Origin of the sequence: Bradyrhizobium sp. ORS 278 (assembly GCF_000026145.1) — a bacterium.
Classification (GTDB): domain Bacteria; phylum Pseudomonadota; class Alphaproteobacteria; order Rhizobiales; family Xanthobacteraceae; genus Bradyrhizobium.
In genome coordinates this window covers 4,703,576-4,722,686 of record NC_009445.1, presented here as the reverse complement: position 1 = coordinate 4,722,686, position 19,111 = coordinate 4,703,576, and the positions used below count along the sequence as shown (strand labels likewise).

Genomic DNA, 19,111 nt, shown 5'->3' with positions numbered 1-19,111 from the left:
AATTAGATGGGTAGCGGTGGGCAGGTGTCCACCGGAGGGCAGTCGGGTGTCAGTAATTCGGAGGGGCGGATGGGCAAGACCGTCCTGATCGTGGAAGACAACGAGCTCAACATGAAGCTCTTCCGCGATCTGTTGGAAGCCCATGGGTACCAGACGTCCGGCACGTCCAGCGGCGTGGAGGCGCTCGACATCGTGCGCCGGACCCGGCCCGATCTCATTCTGATGGATATCCAGCTGCCGCAGGTCTCCGGCCTGGAAGTGACGAAATGGATCAAGGACGATCCGGATTTGCGCGCGATCCCGGTGGTCGCGGTGACGGCTTTTGCGATGAAGGGCGACGAGGAGCGCATCCGCGAGGGTGGCTGCGAAGCCTATCTTTCTAAACCGATTTCGGTCGGAAAATTCATAGAAACCGTGCGACGTTTCATCGGCTGAGGAGTTTCTGCAGTGTCCGCGCGCATCCTTGTCGTCGATGACGTCCCCGCCAACGTCAAGCTGTTGGAGGCACGGCTGTCGGCCGAATATTTCGACGTGCTGACCGCCTCGAACGGCGCCGAGGCGCTGCAGATCTGCCAGCGCGCCGAATGCGACATCATCCTGCTCGACGTGATGATGCCGGACATGGACGGCTTCGAGGTTTGCCGCCGGCTGAAGTCGAACCCGGCGACGCATTTCATTCCCGTCGTGATGGTGACGGCGCTCGACAGCCCGTCCGACCGCGTGCGCGGCCTCGAGGCCGGCGCCGACGATTTTCTCACCAAGCCGGTCTCCGACGTCGTGCTGATCGCGCGCGTGCGCTCGCTGACCCGGCTGAAGATGATGACCGACGAGCTGCGCATGCGCGCCCTGACCTCGCTGGAGATCGGCGTGCAGGCGCCCGAGCGCAACGCGGTCGCCGATGCAGGAAAGGGCGGGCGGATCCTTCTGGTCGACGACCGGCCGTCGTCCTATGAGCGGCTCGGACCGATGCTGGCGACCGAGCATTCGGTCGATGTCGAGCCGCATCCGGCGGAGGCCGTGTTCAACGCGGCCGACGGCAATTACGATCTCGTCATCGTCTCGCTCGACCTCGACGATTTCGACGGCTTGCGGCTGTGCAGCCAGCTGCGTTCGCTGGAGCGCACGCGTCACGTGCCGATCCTGGCGATCGCGGAAGCCGAGAACAATTCCCGGCTGCTGCGCGGCCTGGAGATCGGCGTGAACGACTATCTGTTGCGCCCCGTCGATAAGAACGAGCTCTTGGCGCGCGCGCGCACCCAGATCCGCAAGCGCCGCTACACCGATCACCTGCGCGACAACGTGCAGAACTCGATCGAGATGGCGATCACCGACGCGCTGACAGGCCTGCACAATCGCCGTTACATGGAGACGCATCTGTCGACGCTTGCCGACCAGGCGGCGAGCCGCGGCAAGCCGCTGGCGCTGATGATGCTCGACCTCGACTACTTCAAGTCGATCAACGACACTTACGGCCATGACGCCGGCGACGACGTGCTGCGGGAATTCGCCATGCGGGTGCGCAAGTCGATCCGCGGCATCGATCTCGCCTGCCGCTATGGCGGCGAGGAGTTCGTGATCGTGATGCCGGAGACCGATTTGCACGTCGCCGGCATGGTCGCCGAGCGCCTGCGCCGCTCGGTCGCCAATGAGCCGTTCTCGGTGCACAAGGGCGAGAAGCGCATCGACGTCACGGTCTCGATCGGCATCTCCACGTTGGAGCAGAAGGGCGAGCCGATCGCCGACGTCATGAAGCGCGCCGACACCGCGCTGTACCGCGCCAAGAACGAAGGCCGCAACCGCGCGGTCGCCATCGCGCCGGTGCATCAGCCATCCTCCTTCCTGCCGCAGGCGGCCGGTCGGGGCCGATAGAGGGCAGGGCGGCTCCGCTCTCTCCTTCGCTGGCTCAAGTTGCCGCCCGTGCGTCCCTGCGTCTGCCATCGTGCCATTCCGGGCCTCGTGGGCGGGGCGCTCTGACTCCAAGGACGGATAGGTATGAAGCTCTCCGCTATCATCACCCGCGAAGGCGGGTGATCCAGTATTCCAGAGACTTCGCGGGTCACAGAGGCGCCGCGGCGTACTGGATCTTCCGCCTTCGCGGACGATGACGGTTGTGGGTGCGCGCGCACCGTGCCATTCATCACAGAGGCGAACTCATTCATCCTCGCCGCGCCACCGCGCCCGAGCTGTGCCACTTAAAACCCTCATCGAGAACAGAGGGCGCAGGGAAGGCCGGGTGCGGGTCGCACCCATGGTCCGCGTGCAGCAAAAAAGCACGCGGCAGAACCACAGGTACGGACCGGACATCCGGCCCTCCCTGCGCGATGGCTTTACGGCTTACTCCGTGCTCTCCCCGGGGACCGGCGTTCTTGCCCCCGTCATCAGCGCGCTCGTCGCGAGCGCCGACTTGGCCTCAGCATCGGGAGGCCAGGACCACACGGCTTCACCGTGCGCATCGGGATGTTCGTCCGCGCGGCCAAGCCATGCTGCACCCCGACACGCCCACCGCAGCCCACCTCACGCTCGTGACGATCGCGATGCGCCCCTCATGGCGAGGTAGGATACGAGAGCAGATAGCACGAATTCTGAAAAGAAGAAACAAAAATCTTGCCGCCTGGCTGGCCGATGACGGCGAACGACCTTCACCAATTGCGCAAATAGGGCATCTCGGCTGTCGAAGTCATCATGACGCGCCGATCCTGGCCTGGTCTGCTCGCCGGGCTGTTTGTCGTCAATGCGCTGTCGGAGTGGCTGCAGGTGCGCGTCTGGCGCGATGGCAAGGAGCATGTGATGCGCTTTGGCCGGGGTCGCTCCGAAGCGCCGTTGCGCATCACGGGCGATGCCGGGATCGTGGACGGCGCGCCGAGGCGAGGGACGGAGATCACGTTCTGTCCAGATGCGCGGGTCTTCACCACCGTCGGTTTCGACGAGGCGAGGATCGAGCAGAGCCTGCGTCGAATGCCGGTGTTCAAAGTCGGTGTCACTGTGACGCTGTCGGATCAGCGCAGCGCCGAGAGCAAGACGGTCACGCTGCGCCTCTAAGCGCGTAGACCCCGCTGTCCGATAGCTCCGGCAGCCAAGCCTCAGCTGTTTGGTCGCCGACCATATCAAGGACTTCCGGAGGCGTCGGTCGTGTCGGACATGTTCAGACACAGTTCGACGTCTTCTGTCAGGACGTTGTTGGCTCGCCTTTGCCGCCGGCTGCGCCCGTCAAGCCACAGCCGAGACGGTCCAACTCATCAGTTCGACCTACTCGCCGCGAAGCTGTGAGACATCGCGGAACATCTCTTGATTTTGCGAGAGATCGATGGTATCAAGATGCTCATGAGCAAATCGATGCGCCACGTCAACCACGCAGACATGAACGGCTTCGGCCGGGTCGTGGGGGGAGACGCGCGCTAGGAGTTCGACGACGCGATGTTTCTACCAGGCCCCGCCAGCATCGGACGGGGCCTTTTGATTGGTCTCGCTCGCTGCCGGCCCAACAGCAGGAGCGACCGATGCCACCTCATCAGACCGACCTCACGGCCGAGACCGAACGCAAGGTCTCCGTGCCCTCTGCCGGACTCTCTGCCGCCCTGAAGGACGCGCAAGCCGCGCGACAATCCAATGCGACTGTCACCGCGCCGGGAGATGTGTCGCCGGAAAAGGATGCCGCGGGGCCGCCAGTCACACCGACCTGGCCGATCATCCGTCTGATCGGGCGCTGTGCGCGCGCGCTCCAGGGCTGGCGGACACGCGAGCGCATCCGCGCCAGCCTGGACGGCCTGAGCGAGCGGGAGCTGACCGATATCGGCATCGCGCGCGGCGAGATCGAATGCATCGTCGCCCAGCAGCGGCTCGAGCGGCTGAAGGACGAAGCACGGAGCATGTCGCGTGGTGTGATGTAGCCGAAGTCATGCACGCCAGCAGGGCGGATTGGCGCAGCGTCATCCGCCGCTCGGTCTTGGCGTGAGACGGCGGATTACGCTGGCGCAAATCCGCCCTACCTATCCGAGGCGAAACGACATGGCGGACTAACGAACGCGTCGTTTCGTCCGCATGTCAGCTCAGTGGGGATCCATCCGCAGCGTCATTGCGAGCGCAGCGAAGCAATCCAGGGTGGTCCGCGGGACTCTGGATTGCTTCGCTGCGCTCGCAATGACAGTGGAGAGATCGAGGGGCTCGTTGGAATCCATTCGGTCCAGCGATCGCGCGAACAGGCACGGCAACGGTCGGGCTTCGCGCATGGGTGCTCGGCTGCGCGCGAGGAACTACATACCTTGATCTCGATCAATCCCCGTGCTATCCGCAAATCATGATCAACGTCGTGCGCCGCTCCAATCGCAAACATACGACCCGCTGCAGCCGGGCCGTGGAAGGAGTCGTGCGCTAGGGTTTCGACGACACGATCATTCCACCAGGCCCCGCCGGCATCGGACGGGGCCTTTTGTTTGGCCACGCTCCCTGCCGGCATCACACAGCAGGAGCGACCGATGCCACCTCACACTCACCTCACTGCCGAGATCGCGCGCGATGCCGCGCCGCTCGGTCTCGATCGTCCCATCGCCACCAAGACCATCGCGACCAAGACCAACGCCGCGCGGGACGTGCCAACCGCGCCGCGTCCAGCCTCCGTCACGCTGTTGCGCGAGGCTGCGCCGGAGAAGAACGCTGCTGCTCCGCCGGGTATATCGGGTCTGCGCGGCATGCTTGCGCAGCTTTGGCACGCGTTTCAGGACGGCCGCCGGCTGCGGCGTTTGCGCATTCAACTGGTGGATTTGAGCGAGACGCAGCTGATCGACATCGGCGTCAACCGCGCCGACATCGAGCACATCGCCGCGCATCGCGCGCTCGAGAAGCTCAAGGACAACACGGCGCATCTGATGATGTCGCGCGGCGTGATGTAATTGCGCCTTCTTGCTCGTGTCCTCAGGGCAGATCCGTCGATCTGCCCTGACGTGATCCCGCGCGGAGAAGATGCAGTTCATTGGTCGGCATGCTGTTCGCTGCGCTCGCAATGACGGAGGAGAGTTCTGATCAAGACTCCGTCTCTCCTTTGGAGGCGTGAGACGGGGTGCGCGTGCCATCTTGCATGCGGCGTCGGCGAACTTGCCCCGGAACCGCGCGCCGCTGCGGGCGTTTGTCTCGGGCCCAAGGAGGAGCCCCGATGACCAAGCTGATGTTTGCCGTTGCCGTGTCGCTGACCGTTCTGCCGTCGCTCGCATTGGCCCAGGGCCATATGGGAACGCCGCAGGAGCAGAAGGCGTGCGCGCCCGACGCCAAACGGTTCTGCCGGAGTCAGATGGGTGACGACTTCGCGGTCCAGAACTGCCTGACGCAGAACCGGCAGAAGCTCAGCAAGCGCTGCTCGGCGGTGTTCCAGAGCCACGGCATGTAGTTCGTCGCGCCGTTCAGGCGGCGCGGACCTTGCGCAGGAATTTCTCCAGCTCGTCCTTCAGCCGGTCGCTCTCGCGCGACAGCGAGTGGGCCGAGGTGAGGACCTGTGAGGACGCGGCGCCGGTGGCGTCTGCGCCCTTGCTGACGTCGCCGATATTGCCGACCACGCGCGCCGTGCCGCCGGCGACGTCCTGGACGTTGCGCGAGATCTGACTCGTGGCCGCGCCCTGCTGCTCGACGGCCGCGGCGATTCCGGCCGCGATCTCCGAGATCTGCTGGATGGTGCCGCCGATCTGCTTGATCGAGGCGACGGAGGACTGCGTCGCGTTCTGGATGCCCTCGATCTGCTGACCGATTTCCTCGGTGGCCTTCGCGGTTTGCGAGGCCAGCGCCTTGACCTCGGAGGCGACCACCGCGAAGCCGCGGCCGGCGTCGCCGGCGCGCGCCGCTTCGATCGTGGCGTTGAGCGCGAGCAGATTCGTCTGTGCGGCGATCGAGGTGATCAGCTTGAGCACGTCGCCGATGCGCTCGGCGGTGCGCGACAGCTCGCTGATGCCGACATCGGTCTGCTCGATCTGCCGCACGGCCTCCTTGGCGATGCTGGTCGATTCCGTGACGCGGCGGCCGATCTCGTGCACGGAGGACGTCATCTCGCCAGCGGCCGATGCCACCGACTGGACCGTGGCCGAAACCTGGCCGGAGGCCGCGGCCGCGCTGGTCGACAGCTGCTGGGTCTGCTCGGCGGTCTTGCTCAGCGTGTTGGCCGAGACCTCCAGCGTGCGCGCGTCGGCATGGACCTTGTTGATGATCTGGCCGACCGTGGATTCGAACTCGTCGGCCATGCGCCGCATGGCGGCATGCTGTTCGGTCTTGGCGGCGTCGAGATAGACCGACAGCGCGAGATCCATGTCGATCATCGCCGCCTTGGTGATCGCGGCCTGCAGCGCCGCCTTCTTCTCGCGCGCGGCCTGGCCGCCGAACCAGCCGTCTAACAGCTCGGTCTCGATCGCCTGCTGCAGGCCGGTGACGATCAGCGAATAGCCGGCGATGTACCAGCGCGGCTCCAGCCCCATCCGGTTGTGGGCCTGGCCGATGCGCGTCACGGACTTCACATAGGCGTCGTCGAACTTGGCGGTCGCCAGCGACATCCAATGGTCGAGCTGGGCCTTGTGGGCGTGCCGCATCGCCGTCTGGCTGGAGAACATCTTCGCCAGCGACGGCACCTTGCCGACATGGGCGTAGAACTTGTCGAGCAGGCCCGGCAGCACCTTGCCGATCAGCGGCCGCAGCTCGCGCAGATGCTCCCGGGTCGCGTTGTCGATGCCGATGAAGTCGAGGCGGGATTGCAGTGTCGTCAGATCGGTCATCGCTGGTCCGCCCGTCATCCGTACGCAAGGGAGAGGCCGCGCTGCGGAGTGCCTCGCTACCCCTAGAATTGCACGGGTTTGGTTGATGGTTCCTTACGGCGGGAACCGAAGTTCAACGGGGCGGATAATGTTACCGCAGGTCGCGCGACGGGCGAATACAGACCTCCGCAATAAAAACGGGGCCGAAACGGCCCCGTCGAAGTCGAAAGCAGATCCGCGATCTTACTTGATCTTGGCTTCGCGAAATTCGACGTGCTTGCGCGCGACCGGGTCATACTTCTTCTTGACCATCTTCTCGGTCATGGTGCGCGAATTCTTCTTGGCGACGTAATAGAAGCCGGTGTCGGCCGACGACACGAGCTTGACCTTGATGGTGACCGCTTTGGCCATGTCTTGAACCTCTGCAATGAATTCGGGGGTGGACGCCGGCCAAAGAGGGGGCGCCGTTGGCCGGCAACCTACCCAGCCAGCCCCCAAAGTCAAGGTTGCCGGGCCAGATTCTGGGCCCGCTAGCCCGGGAAGAAACGGTTTTTCGGCCGGGGCAGGCCGAGATTGTCGCGCAAAGTCGGGCCTTCGTACTCCCTCCGGAAGATCCCGCGGCGCTGCAGCTCGGGAATCACCTTGTCGACGAAGTCGTCGAGCCCTGCGGGCAGGAACGGGAACATGATGTTGAAGCCGTCCGAGCCGCGGCTCTCCAGCCAGTCCTGCATCTGGTCGGCGATCGTCTTGGCCGTGCCGACGAAGGCCAGGCCGCCATAGCCGCCGACCCGCTGCGCGAGCTGCCGCACCGTCAGCTTGTCGCGGGCCGCGACGTCAACGAGGCGCTGCCGGCCGCTCTTGGAAGCATTGGTCTCGGGGATGTCAGGCAGCTGGCCGTCCGGATCGAATCCCGAGGCGTCGGTGCCGAGGATGACTGAGAGCGAGGCGATGGCGCTGTCGTAATGCACCTTGCTGTCGAGCAGAGCGCGCTTCTCCTTGGCCTCCGCGTCGCTGTCGCCGACCACGACGAAGGCGCCGGGCAGGATCTTCAGATGATCCGGATCGCGGCCGACCTTCTCCATGCGGCCCTTGATGTCGGCATAGAGCTTCTGTCCGTCAGCAAGGCTGCCGCCGCCGGTGAACACCGCCTCCGCGGTTTCGGCCGCGAGCTGCTTGCCGTCCTCGGACGCGCCCGCCTGCACAATCACCGGCCAGCCCTGCACCGGGCGGGCGATGTTCAGCGGTCCGCGCACTTTGAGATATTTGCCCTTGTGGTCGAGCACGTGCATCTTGTCGGGATCGAAGAACAGCCCGCTCTCGACGTCGCGCACGAAGGCGTCGTCGGCGAAGGAATCCCACAGGCCGGTGACGACGTCATAGAACTCGCGGGCGCGCTTGTAGCGCTCGGCGTGCTCCATGTGATCGTCGAGGCCGAAATTCAGCGCGGCGTCCGGGTTCGACGTCGTGACGATGTTCCATCCCGCACGCCCGCCGGAGATGTGGTCCAGCGAGGCGAAGCGACGGGCGACATGATAGGGCTCGTCGAAGGTGGTCGAGCCCGTCGCGATCAGGCCGATGTTCTCGGTCACCGCCGAAAGCGCCGAGAGCAGCGTGAACGGCTCGAACGAGGTCACGGTGTGGCTGCGCTTCAGCGCATTGATCGGCATGTTCAGCACGGCCAGATGATCGGCCATGAAGAAGGCGTCGAACTTGCCGGCCTCGAGCTTGCGGATCAGCTGCTTGAGATGGGCGAAATTGAAATTGGCATCCGGCCAGGCGCCGGGATAGCGCCACGCGCCTGTGTGGATCGAGACCGGGCGCATGAAGGCGCCGAGCTTGAGTTGACGAGGGGCCATGAGGGGCGTCCGAGGATGGTTGCTGTGAATGCTTGCTATCTTGGGGAGATAGGAACTCGCCCGATGGGTGTCAGTAAGACGCAGCAGAACACGATTTCATTTTTGGAGCCGTGCATAGCACGCTCATTCTTTGGTGAGCCACGACAGTCGCGCAGCAAATGGTGTCGTCCCGGCCTTGAGCCGGGGTCCATACGCCGTGACGAATTTGTGAGGCACAGTCTCGACCATCCGGGCCTAAGACAGAGTCCGCGGTATGGGTCCCGGCGTTCGCCGGGACGACACCGTTTGTAGAGCGCCCACCGCCTACCTCATTGCAAGCGCATTGGAGCATATGAAGGTGACCGCGATCATTTCGCTTGACACGAGCACGGCGCCGGTTCGTTGATGCTACGCGCCGAGCACGTCCTTCTGCATCTTGCCGCCGTAGAAGTGGAAGAACGGCACTGGGGCGTCGTGGCGGAGCGGGCCGGTGGCGAGGCGCTTGTCGAGCTCGTGGAGCACGTTCTTGGTCATCGGGTGCAGGTCGGCGAGCGGCTTGGAGCCGAGCTCGACCCAGACCAGCTCGACCAGCTCGGCATCGGCATGAATGACGCCGTCGACGCGGTGGGTAATGGCTGAAGCGTCGGCCGTGAAGAAACGGGTGTCGAAGCGCTTGATGCGGCCGGGCGGGGTGATGGCGCGGGCGATCAGGAACAGACCGGAGGGATCGGGCAGCAGGCCGGCTTCAGCAAAGGGTGTCCAAGGTCCGTCCAGCTTCGGCGCCGGGCCGTTGATCTTGCGGCCGAGACAGAGGCCGGTTTCCTCGCAGGCCTCGCGGATCGCGGCGATCGCCAGCGACTTTGCGCGCGACGGAGTCGTCTGCGGCTTGCCCTTGAACAGGTTGGCTTCGAGCTCGGCCGGCATCGGAGCGGCGACCGGAATGCGATGATCGGTCTTGTCGACGCGGCCGCCGGGGAAGACGAACTTGCCCGGCATGAACACGACCTTGTCGTGGCGCTTGCCGACCAGCACCTTCGGCACCGCGCCGCTGCGATCGACCAGGATCAGGGTCGCGGCATCGCGCGGCTTGGTGTAGGGGTGGTGGTCCGCTTCCTTCTCGGCGGGCTTGCCCGCCGGCGCGCTGGTCGCCTGTGCCGTCTCGCTCATGTCCTCCCCGCTTTTCTTATTAGTTGGTCCGTTCGTTGATCACACCGGCGGAATGCCCTCGGCCGGTTGCTCGTCGAAGCCGTGCATGCGGAACGCCCATTGCAGCCCGACGACGGCTCCCTTGACCGGCTGCAGCAGCGCGAGCGAGGAGATCAGCGTGAGCGGCAGATAGATGGCGAGCTGCAGCGCCACCGGCGGCGCGTAGTTGGTCTCGATCGACAGTGCGATCGGCACGACGATGTGGCCGACGATGACGATGACGAGATAGGCGGGCAAATCGTCGGCGCGATGACCGGAGAAATCCTGGCCGCAGCGGTCGCAATTGTCCGCGACCTTCAGGAAGGCGCGGAACAGCTTGCCCTCGCCACAACGTGGGCAGCGGCCGCGCAGGCCGCGCTTCATGGCGGTCCAGACGTCGCGCTTTTCGGCGAGACCGGTGTCGCGAGTCCAAGTCTTTGTCAAAGTTTGCGGCAATGCGCGGGGCGTAGAACTCATGGCGTCCATGATTGGCCTTTCTTCGATGTGCCGGGCTTGCGTTTTGCCCCTGCCTTCTGGCTTTTCTTACGGCTCTTTTCTTTATGCTTCTCTTTATGCTTCGTGCGAGCCTCGGACTTGCCGCGCTTGATCGCCTTGGCAACCGCTTTGGCGTTCGTCCCGACGGTATTCTTGCGCCTGGGGCCCGCGCCACGCGGATGCCGCGACACCAGCACATCGGCCTGCGTCAGCAGTTCGAACCGCAGCGCACCGGCCACCGGTTGAGCTTCTACCAGACGCACGTCGACGACGTCACCGAGCCGATGCATGGCACCACTGCGCTGGCCGATCAGTGCGTGGCGCGTCTCGTCGTAATCGAAATATTCCGTTCCGAGGGTTCGGATCGGCACCAGGCCGTCAGCGCCGGTCTCGTCGAGCTTGATGAAGAGGCCGGCGCGGGTGACGCCGGAGATGCGGCCCTGGAACGAGGCGCCGACGCGGTCGGCGAGGTGATGCGCGATCAAGCGGTCGGCCGTCTCGCGTTCCGCCTTCATCGCCCGCCGCTCGGTGACCGAGATCTGAGCGGCAACTTCGGCCAGATGGTCCGCCGTCTCGCTATCGGGCAGGGCGCCGTCGCCCAGACCCAGCGCACGCAACAAGCCGCGGTGCACGACGAGATCGGCATAGCGGCGGATCGGCGAGGTGAAGTGGGCGTAGCGGCGCAGGTTCAGGCCGAAATGCCCGTAATTTTCGGAGGAGTACTCGGCTTGCGCCTGCGAGCGCAGCACGACCTCGTTCACGAGCTTCTCGTAGTCCTGGCCGGCGACCAGTGTGAGCACGCGGTTGAACAGCGACGGCCGCAGCGCGCCCGATTTTGCAAAGGGCACGTCGAGCGTCTTCAGGAACTCCTGCAGCGCATGCACCTTCTCGACCGTCGGCTCGTCATGCACGCGGTAGATCAGCGGCAGCGCCTTCTTCTCCAGCGCCTCAGCCGCGGCGACGTTGGCGAGGATCATGAACTCCTCGATCAGCCGGTGCGCGTCGAGGCGTTCGGGCACGACGACGCGGTCGACGGTGCCGTCCTTCTTGAGCAGGATCTTGCGCTCGGGGAGGTCGAGGTCGAGCGGATCGCGCGCATCGCGGCCGCGCTTGGCGACCTCATAGGCGGCATAGAGCGGCTTGAGAATGGGCTCGAGCAGCGGACCTGTGACGTCGTCAGGCTTGCCGTCAACAGCGGCCTGCGCCTGCGCGTAGGAGAGCTTTGCGGCCGAGCGCATCAGCACGCGGTGGAACGAGTGCGAGCGCTTGCGGCCGTCGGCGCCCATCACCATGCGGACGGCGAGCGCGCCGCGCGCTTCGCCCGGCACCAGCGAGCACAGATTGTTGGAGATGCGCTCGGGCAGCATCGGCACGACGCGGTCGGGGAAATAGACCGAGTTGCCGCGGATCAGCGCGTCGCGATCGAGCGCCGAGCCCGGCCGCACGTAGTAGGCGACGTCGGCGATCGCGACGTGGAGAATGAAGCCGCCGGCATTGTTCGGATCGGGATCCGGCTCGGCGTGGACGGCGTCGTCATGGTCTTTGGCGTCGGGCGGATCGATCGTGACCAGCGGCAGGTCGCGCCAGTCCTCGCGGCCCTTCAAGGTCGCCGGCTGCGCGGCTTCGGCTTCCGCGATCGCCGCGGCCGAGAAGTCCATCGGAATCTCGTGGGCGTGGATCGCGATCAGGCTGATCGCCTTCTCGGTCGCCACCGAGCCGTAGCGCTCCTTCACGCGGCCCGCCGGCAAGCCGTAGCCACGGCCGCGCAACAGGTCGACGCTGATGAGATCGCCGTCCTTGGCGTCGCGGGTGTCGCCCGGCGCAATCGACAGCTCGCGGCCGGCCTGCTTCTTGTCGACCGGGATCAGGCGGCCGCCGCCATTGGGGTTGCTCTTGAAGATGCCGAGCACGCGGTTGCGCGCCTGGTCGAGCACCTTCAGCACACGGCCGCGATAGGCGATCCCGTCGGCATCGTTGATCGGTTCGACGCGGAGCAAAGCGCGGTCGCCGACGCCGGCGGTGGCGCCGGGCTTGGCGAGGCGAGACGCGTAGATACGGATGCGCGGCGGCTCGGACTGCTCGGCCTCGTCCCACTCGGCGGGTTTTGCGATCAGCTCGCCGTCGCTGTCGCGGCCGGTGATGTCGGCGACCAGAGTCGCCGGCAGGGTGGCGGGCTCGACGATTTTCTTGCGGCCGCTCTTCTTGATGGTGCCGTCGGCGATGAGCTCGCGCAGCAGCTCCTTGAGGGCTGCGCGGTCGGCGTTCTTCAGGCCGAACTCGCGGGCGATGTCCTTGGTGCCGATCTTGCCCGGATTGGCGCGGATGAAGGCGACGATGGCCTCCCGCGGAGGGAAGCCGATGTCGCGCTTTTGTTTCATTTTCTCATCCGCGGGCCTTGCCGGCGCTCTTCTTGGGCGTGGCCTTGGTGGCGGGCTTGGCCGATGTCTTGGCGGCCTTCGCAACCGGCGCACGCGCCTTGCTGGTGGAGTCTGATTTCGGCTTGGCCGCGGCCTTCTTGGCGACGGCCTTCTTCGCCGGCTTCGGCGTGTCGTCGTCGCCGCCGGCCTTTGGTTTGGCCGCGGCCTTCGGCTTCGCAGCCTTCTTCGGAGCCTTGGCCTTGCCGCCGCCCTTGGCGGCGCGCTCGTCGATCAGGGCGATCGCCTCGGCGAGCGTGATCGTGTCCTTCTCCTTGTCGCCGGGGATGGTGGCGTTGACGCCACCGGCGGTGACATAGGCGCCGTAGCGGCCAGCCTTCACGGCGACCGGACCGAGCGAGGGATGATCACCCAGCGCCTTGCCGGGATCGGCGCCGAACCGCTTGCTCGGACCCTTGGCGACCTTCTCGGCGATCAAGGTGACCGCACGGTTGAGGCCGATGTCGAATACCTCGTCGCCGGCCTCCAGGCTCGCATAGGTCTTGTCGTGCTTGACGAAGGGTCCGAAGCGGCCAAGCCCAGCGGTGATCGGCAAACCCGTTTCCGGATGCTTGCCGATCTCGCGCGGCAGTGACAGCAGCTTCAGCGCCAGATCGAGATCGACGTCCGAGGGCTGCGTGCCCTTGGGGATGCCGGCCCGCTTCGGCTTCTCGCCCTCGGCATAGTCCTTCTGCTCACCGAGCTGGATGTATGGCCCGAACCGGCCGGCCTTGACGGCGACCTCGAGGCCCGAGTCCGGATCCTGGCCGAGCATGCGATCGGCCGCGGCCTCGCTGTCGGCGGCGAGCGGCCGGGTGTAGCGGCACTCCGGATAGTTGGAGCAGCCGACGAAGGCGCCGAACTTGCCGGCCTTCAGATTGAGCCGGCCGGTGCCGCAGGTCGGGCATTGCCGGACGTCGCCGCCATCCTCGCGCGGCGGGTAGATGTGCGGGCCGAGCATCTCGTCGAGCGCGTCGAGCACCTGCGCCACGCGCAGATCCTTGATGTCGTCGACGGCGCCGATGAAGCCGGTCCAGAAGTCCTTCAGGACCTGCTGCCATGCGATCTCGTTGTTGGAGATGCGGTCGAGCTGTTCCTCCAGGTCCGCCGTGAAATCATACTCGACATAGCGGCGGAAGAAGTTCTCCAGGAAAGCGATGACGACGCGGCCCTTGTCCTCGCCATGCAGCCGCTTCTTCTCGAGCTTCACATAGCCGCGCGCCTTCAGCACATCGAGGATCGAGGCATAGGTCGAGGGCCGGCCGATGCCGAGCTCCTCCATGCGCTTGACCAGCGACGCCTCGGAGAAGCGCGGCGGCGGCTCGGTGAAGTGCTGGGTGACCGCGAGGTTCTGGCGCTTCAGCGCCTCGCCCTGGCTCATCTGCGGCAGGCGGCGGCTGTCCTCGTCCTCCTCGTCGTCGCGGCCTTCCTGATAGAGGGCGAGGAAGCCGTCGAACTTGATCACTTGTCCGGTCGCGCGCAGCTCCAGGGTGCGGCCGCCTGCCTTGGCGACGATGTCGACGGTCGTGCGCTCCAGCTCGGCCGATTCCATCTGGCTCGCGATGGTGCGGGTCCAGATCAGCTCGTAGAGCTTGGCCTGGTCGTCATCGAGCCGCTTGCGCAGCTCGGCCGGCTTGCGCGACAGGTCGGTCGGGCGGATCGCCTCATGGGCCTCCTGGGCGTTCTTGGCCTTGGTCTGGTACTGGCGCGGGCTGTCCGGCACATATTTGTTGCCGTAGATCTCGCCGATCACCTTGCGCGCCTGGGTGATCGCCTCGGGGGCGATCTGCACGCCGTCGGTTCGCATATAGGTAATGAGCCCGGTGGTCTCGCCGCCGATGTCGATGCCCTCATAGAGCCGCTGCGCGATCCGCATCGTGTGCGCCGGCGCAAAGCCGAGCTTGCGGCTGGCCTCCTGCTGCAGGGTCGAGGTGGTGAAGGGTGCCTGCGGGTTGCGCCGCGCCGGCTTTGCGTCGACGGTCGCGACCGAATAGGTCGCCGCGTTCAGCGCGTTCTTGAAGTCCTCGGCTTCCGCGCCGGTGCCGATGTCGAGCCGCTGGATCTTCTTGCCGTCGGCACCGACGAGGCGCGCTTCGAACGTGTCGCCGCGCGGCGTCGCGAGGGTCGCGATCAGCGACCAGTATTCGCGCGGGACGAACTTCTCGATCTCCAGTTCGCGATCGCAGACCAGGCGCAGCGCCACCGACTGCACGCGGCCGGCCGAGCGGGCGCCCGGCAGCTTGCGCCACAGCACGGGGGACAGCGTGAAGCCGACGAGGTAATCGAGGGCGCGGCGCGCCATATAGGCGTCGACCAGCGCGCCGTCGATCTGGCGCGGGTTTTTCATCGCCTCCGATACGGCCTGCTTGGTGATGGCGTTGAACACGACGCGCTCGATCTTCTGATCCTTCAGCGCGCGCTTCTCCTTCATGACCTCCAGAACATGCCAGGAGATCGCCTCGCCCTCGCGATCAGGGTCGGTGGCGAGAATCAGGCGGTCCGCACCCTTCAGGGATTTGGCGATGTCGTTGAGTCGGCCGGCCGCCTTGGGGTCGACCTCCCAGATCATCCGGAAATTTTCTTCTGGATCGACGGAACCGTTCTTCGCGGGGAGGTCGCGGACGTGGCCGAACGAGGCCAGAACCTCGTAGGAGGAGCCCAGATACTTATTGATCGTCTTGGCCTTGGCAGGCGACTCCACAATGACGATATTCATGTAATTCCAATAGCTTAGTGGAAGGACTGAAGGCGGTTTCGCGGGATTCGCGCTCGGCCCATTGATCCGAACATGGGTGGTGAGGGGGTTCCTGTCAAATCGAGGGATGTTGAAACCCGATTGCGCTGGGCTCGCGAAGTACCTATCAGGTTGTAAAGAGCGCAATTGGAACCGTGCTCTTTTGACGATGTTTTCCGTAAAATACCCGGCTTTGGATAGAGTTGTTGGCCAAGGAAGCGGACAAACGCGACCCATATATAGAAGAGTCAGTGGAGGATCCCGATGCCGCGGCGGCGCTGATCGCCGAGGTCACGGCGAGCCTGTCGCAGCTCGCGCAGCGGCATAACCTCGACATGCTCGACTATCTCCTGCGCATGGCCAATCTCGAAGCTGAGGAGCACCTGCGGCTACGGAGCAAGCGCAGCCTGAGCTGATGGCGCAGGCGCTAGATCAGCGACACCATCCCGCCACCGTGCCGCTCCAAGCGGCCGGCCAGCTCGAGCTCGAGCAGCACCATGCGCAGCACGGCCGGTGACAGGCCGCTCATCCGGATCAGGTCGTCGATGGACACAGGCGTCGGGCCAAGCAGGCCGAGGATCTGTGTGCGGTCGTGACTCTCGGGATCGGGGGCGAACAGCTCCTCGTCCGGCTCCCGCAGCGACAGGGGCAGCGGCCGCTCCATGATCGGTCCGACGGCCTGGATGATATCCGCGGCGGTTGTGACGAGGGTCGCGCCCTGCTTGATGAGATCGTTGGTGCCGGCCGAGCGGGGATCGAGCGGCGATCCCGGCACGGCGAACACCTCGCGGCCCTGTTCGCTGGCCATGCGGGCGGTGATCAGCGAGCCCGAGCGATGCGCAGCCTCCACCACGACGACGCCGAGCGAGGCGCCGGAGATCAGCCGGTTGCGGCGGGGAAAGTCGCGCGCGCGGGGCTCATGGCCCAGCGGCATCTCCGAGATCGCGGCGCCATGGCTGCCGATGATGGCGCCGAGCAGGTCGACATGCTCGGGCGGATAGATCCGGTCGTGGCCGCCGGCGAGCACCGCGACGGTTCCGCTTGCGACACTGGCGCGATGCGCGGCCTGATCGATGCCGCGGGCCAGGCCGGAGATGATGATGAAGCCGGCCTGTCCGAGCTCATGCGCGAGCAGGCCAGCAAATTTGAGCCCCGCGGCGGAGGCATTGCGTGATCCCACGATGGCGATCATCGGACGCGTCAGGGTGTCCCGGTCGCCGCGGATGACAAGCAAAGGCGGCGCGTCCTCACAGGTCGCGAGCCGCGGCGGGTAACCGTCCTCTTCCGGCGCCCGCAGCTTCAGGCCTTGCCGGCGGCAGGCCTCGAGCTCGGCTTCGGCTTCGTCAATCGAGCAGATCCGGCCGGCGCTCGCGCCGCCACGACGGGCCAGCTCCGGCAGGCGATCCAGCGCGCGCCGCGCGGTGCCGAACTGGTCGAGCAGGGCCCGGAAGGTGCGCGGACCGACATGATCCGAGCGGATCAGGCGTAGCCGGTCGCGCCGCTCGGTCGCGCTGAGTTCGGTGGTTGGATTGATGGCGTCCACGCGAAGCCCCCCCTCGCAGAGGGCCCAACATGGAACAACCCGAGGGCGCAGGGAAGAGGGTGCGCTACGTCAGGGCCACTTCGCGCGTGTCGTCCGTCATGGCGGCTGGCTGCTCGTCCGGGACGGTCAAAGTCGCGCCCATGGGAGCCTGGCGCAGCCAGCGATCGGCCGCGTCGCGGCCGCGCTGATGCAGGGTCGCGATGAAGTCGCTGCCGAGGTCGGTGGCGTCCCGCTGCGCGAGCGCGTCGATCTCGTCCTCGGCGGCCAGACGATGAACCCGAGGGGGATGCAGACCGTCGCTGCGGGCCCATTCGAGCGCGGCGAGCTCTGCGTTGAGAACGGCATTGGCCGAGATCTGGTCGAGCCGGCGATCGATCGCGGCGGAGGTGACGGGCACGTAGCCGTCGCGGGCCGGCGTGACCTGAACCACCAGCAGGTCGGCGGCACTGGACTCGTGCGCGATCTGGATCAGCGGCGGATTGGCGACGGGGCCGGCATCCCAATAGGCCTCGCCGTCGATGTCGACGGCCGCGTGCAGCGGGGCGGGACAGCTCGAGGCGAGCAGCACGTCCGGCGTGATCTCGGCGTTGCGGAACAGCTGCGGATGGCCGTCGCGGATCCGGGCCGCGGCGACCAGGAGGCGCGGCGCGCTTGCGCTGTGCACGGCATCGAAGTCGATCGTCTCGGCCAGAATGTCGCGAAGTGGATCAAGATCGAGCGGGTCGGCGCGTCCGCCGCGCAGCCCGGACCCGAACGACACGGCGCTGCTGGCGGGCGAGAACGCGCCGATCACCATCAGCGCGCGGAACGAGGCCTCTTCCATCAGCCGGGTCCAGAACAGCGCCAGCCGGTTGCGCGCCTCGTCGCGGCCGCCATGGGCGAGCCCGCTGGCGAGCAGCGCGGCATTGATCGCGCCGGCGCTGGCGCCGCTGACCGTGTCGAAATCGCAGGCGGGCTCCTCCAGCAGGCGGTCCAGCACGCCCCAGGTGAAGGCGGAGAAGGTTCCGCCGCCCTGCAGCGCCAGCGACAGCTTGCGCGGCGGCCACGTCCGCGGCGGCGGCGGCAGGGTGGCGCTGGCGATGGTCTCGGCGAGCGAGCGCTCCGGGGTTTCGGCGGGCTTCGGCTCGTGTGCTGTCGTTGCCGTGATCATCGGCTCGACGATGGCGGTGATGGTTTCGACGAGCAGATCCGCCCGCACGGCGATCGGCGCCTCGGCGATCACAGGCTCGCTCGCCGCGGCCGGGATCGGCTCGGCGGAGGTGCTGGCGGAGCCGAACGGATCCTCCGTCGACCAGATTTGCGCGGCGGACAGAAGGACGCTGGCGCTCGAACGGACCGGTGTGGACATGTGCTGCGCCGACTCCTCATCAATGCGTTCGTCGCGCGCGGCGATGAAGCGCTCGAATTTGGTGTTGCGTGATCAGATGCCGGAATCATGACAGCCAATCATGATTCACACCAGAGTCGTGCGTTAACTTATTAGTTAAACATGTGGCGGTGTTGCGGCGCTGCCGCTGTGAGCCCCGCCAGCGACGCATATCTTCCGTATTTGCCCGGAGTGATTACTTCTTCGCGCCGATTTTGCTCTCGGTGCCCGCCCGCAGACGCTTGATGTTTTCGCGGTGCATGTAAATGAGTAACAGCGTGAGCAGGGCAAACAAGGCGGCCAGCGCGGTGTGGCCGAAAGCCCACAATACGATCGGCGTCAGCACGCTCGCGACGAGTGCAGCAAGTGATGAGTAGCGGGACGCGAATGCCGTCGCGAGCCAGACAAGGCAGAAGAAGATCGCGTAAGGCCAGAGCAGGCCGATCAGAATACCGATATAGACCGCCACGCCCTTGCCGCCGCGGAACTTGAGCCACACCGGGAACAGATGTCCGAGGAACGCGCCGAGGCCGGCGAGCATCGCTGCGTTCGAGCCGCCCAGATATCCGGCGATGATCACCGCCGCCGTGCCCTTGAGGGCGTCGCCGAGCAGGGTCGCGGCCGCGAGCCCTTTGCGGCCGGTGCGCAGCACATTGGTGGCGCCGATGTTGCCGGAGCCGATGCTGCGCAGATCCTGCGTGCCGGCGAGCTTGGTCAGGATCAGGCCGAATGGAATGGAACCGAGGAGATAGCCGATCAGCAGCGCGACCGGCAGCATGGCTTCGGATCCCATCACGCGACTCCCTCGACGCTTCGT

17 protein-coding genes are annotated in these 19,111 nt (G+C 66.0%); 7 read left to right on the top strand and 10 right to left on the bottom strand.

The features are described 5' to 3' along the window. Positions 1–69: 69 nt before the first annotated feature. From BRADO_RS21060 to BRADO_RS21030, 6 genes are all read left to right on the top strand, one after another. Positions 70–435, top strand: coding sequence for a response regulator (locus tag BRADO_RS21060; protein WP_008964019.1), 366 nt, complete (start codon positions 70–72; stop codon positions 433–435). 12 nt (positions 436–447) lie between these two features. Further along, positions 448–1,869 (top strand): PleD family two-component system response regulator, encoded by a 1,422-nt coding sequence (locus BRADO_RS21055; RefSeq protein ID WP_011927366.1) that lies wholly within the window; start codon positions 448–450, stop codon positions 1,867–1,869. Positions 1,870–2,682: 813 nt separating this feature from the next. Next, entirely contained in the window at positions 2,683–3,039 is a 357-nt protein-coding gene (locus tag BRADO_RS21050) for a hypothetical protein (RefSeq protein WP_011927365.1), read from the top strand. Between the two features lie 458 nt (positions 3,040–3,497). Next, a complete protein-coding gene (locus BRADO_RS21045; RefSeq protein WP_011927364.1) occupies positions 3,498–3,887 on the top strand; it encodes a DUF1127 domain-containing protein in 390 nt (129 codons plus the stop codon). 585 nt (positions 3,888–4,472) lie between these two features. Then, entirely contained in the window at positions 4,473–4,886 is a 414-nt protein-coding gene (locus tag BRADO_RS21035) for a DUF1127 domain-containing protein (protein WP_011927363.1), read from the top strand. A gap of 260 nt (positions 4,887–5,146) precedes the next feature. Continuing rightward, the gene (locus tag BRADO_RS21030; protein WP_011927362.1) at positions 5,147–5,377 is read left to right on the top strand and encodes a hypothetical protein; all 231 of its coding nucleotides are present in this window, start codon (positions 5,147–5,149) and stop codon (positions 5,375–5,377) included. A 13-nt stretch (positions 5,378–5,390) separates the two neighbouring features. Here the strand turns inward: BRADO_RS21030 and BRADO_RS21025 are convergent, their stop codons facing one another. The 7 genes from BRADO_RS21025 to topA all read right to left on the bottom strand — a co-directional run bounded on the left by BRADO_RS21025 (position 5,391) and on the right by topA (position 15,367). Beyond that, positions 5,391–6,743, bottom strand: coding sequence for a globin-coupled sensor protein (locus BRADO_RS21025; RefSeq protein ID WP_011927361.1), 1,353 nt, complete (start codon positions 6,741–6,743; stop codon positions 5,391–5,393). 222 nt (positions 6,744–6,965) lie between these two features. Continuing rightward, on the bottom strand, positions 6,966–7,133 hold the full coding sequence (rpmG, locus tag BRADO_RS21020; protein ID WP_008960778.1) for a 50S ribosomal protein L33: 168 nt from the start codon (positions 7,131–7,133) through the stop codon (positions 6,966–6,968). A gap of 119 nt (positions 7,134–7,252) precedes the next feature. Next, entirely contained in the window at positions 7,253–8,578 is a 1,326-nt protein-coding gene (locus BRADO_RS21015; RefSeq protein WP_011927360.1) for an LLM class flavin-dependent oxidoreductase, read from the bottom strand. Between the two features lie 387 nt (positions 8,579–8,965). Next, on the bottom strand, positions 8,966–9,724 hold the full coding sequence (locus BRADO_RS21010) for an NUDIX hydrolase (protein ID WP_011927359.1): 759 nt from the start codon (positions 9,722–9,724) through the stop codon (positions 8,966–8,968). 39 nt (positions 9,725–9,763) lie between these two features. Further along, positions 9,764–10,219: a DUF983 domain-containing protein gene (locus BRADO_RS21005; RefSeq protein ID WP_011927358.1), complete on the bottom strand. Its 456-nt coding sequence runs from the start codon at positions 10,217–10,219 to the stop codon at positions 9,764–9,766. After that, positions 10,216–12,615 (bottom strand): ribonuclease R, encoded by a 2,400-nt coding sequence (gene rnr / locus BRADO_RS21000; protein ID WP_011927357.1) that lies wholly within the window; start codon positions 12,613–12,615, stop codon positions 10,216–10,218. Before rnr ends, BRADO_RS21005 begins: the two co-directional genes overlap by 4 nt. Positions 12,616–12,619: 4 nt before the next feature. Beyond that, positions 12,620–15,367: a type I DNA topoisomerase gene (topA, locus tag BRADO_RS20995; protein WP_011927356.1), complete on the bottom strand. Its 2,748-nt coding sequence runs from the start codon at positions 15,365–15,367 to the stop codon at positions 12,620–12,622. Positions 15,368–15,636: 269 nt separating this feature from the next. Here topA and BRADO_RS35475 point away from each other — a divergent pair, with 269 nt between their 5' ends. Then, positions 15,637–15,801, top strand: a complete 165-nt coding sequence (locus tag BRADO_RS35475; protein WP_011927355.1) for a hypothetical protein — start codon at positions 15,637–15,639, stop codon at positions 15,799–15,801. 11 nt (positions 15,802–15,812) lie between these two features. Here BRADO_RS35475 and dprA read toward each other — a convergent pair whose 3' ends face one another. From dprA to plsY, 3 genes are all read right to left on the bottom strand, one after another. Continuing rightward, positions 15,813–16,928, bottom strand: coding sequence for a DNA-processing protein DprA (gene dprA / locus BRADO_RS20990; RefSeq protein WP_011927354.1), 1,116 nt, complete (start codon positions 16,926–16,928; stop codon positions 15,813–15,815). 64 nt (positions 16,929–16,992) lie between these two features. Then, the gene (locus BRADO_RS20985; protein ID WP_011927353.1) at positions 16,993–18,276 is read right to left on the bottom strand and encodes a patatin-like phospholipase family protein; all 1,284 of its coding nucleotides are present in this window, start codon (positions 18,274–18,276) and stop codon (positions 16,993–16,995) included. A 214-nt stretch (positions 18,277–18,490) separates the two neighbouring features. Continuing rightward, entirely contained in the window at positions 18,491–19,087 is a 597-nt protein-coding gene (gene plsY / locus BRADO_RS20980) for a glycerol-3-phosphate 1-O-acyltransferase PlsY (protein WP_011927352.1), read from the bottom strand. Positions 19,088–19,111 lie beyond the last annotated feature (24 nt).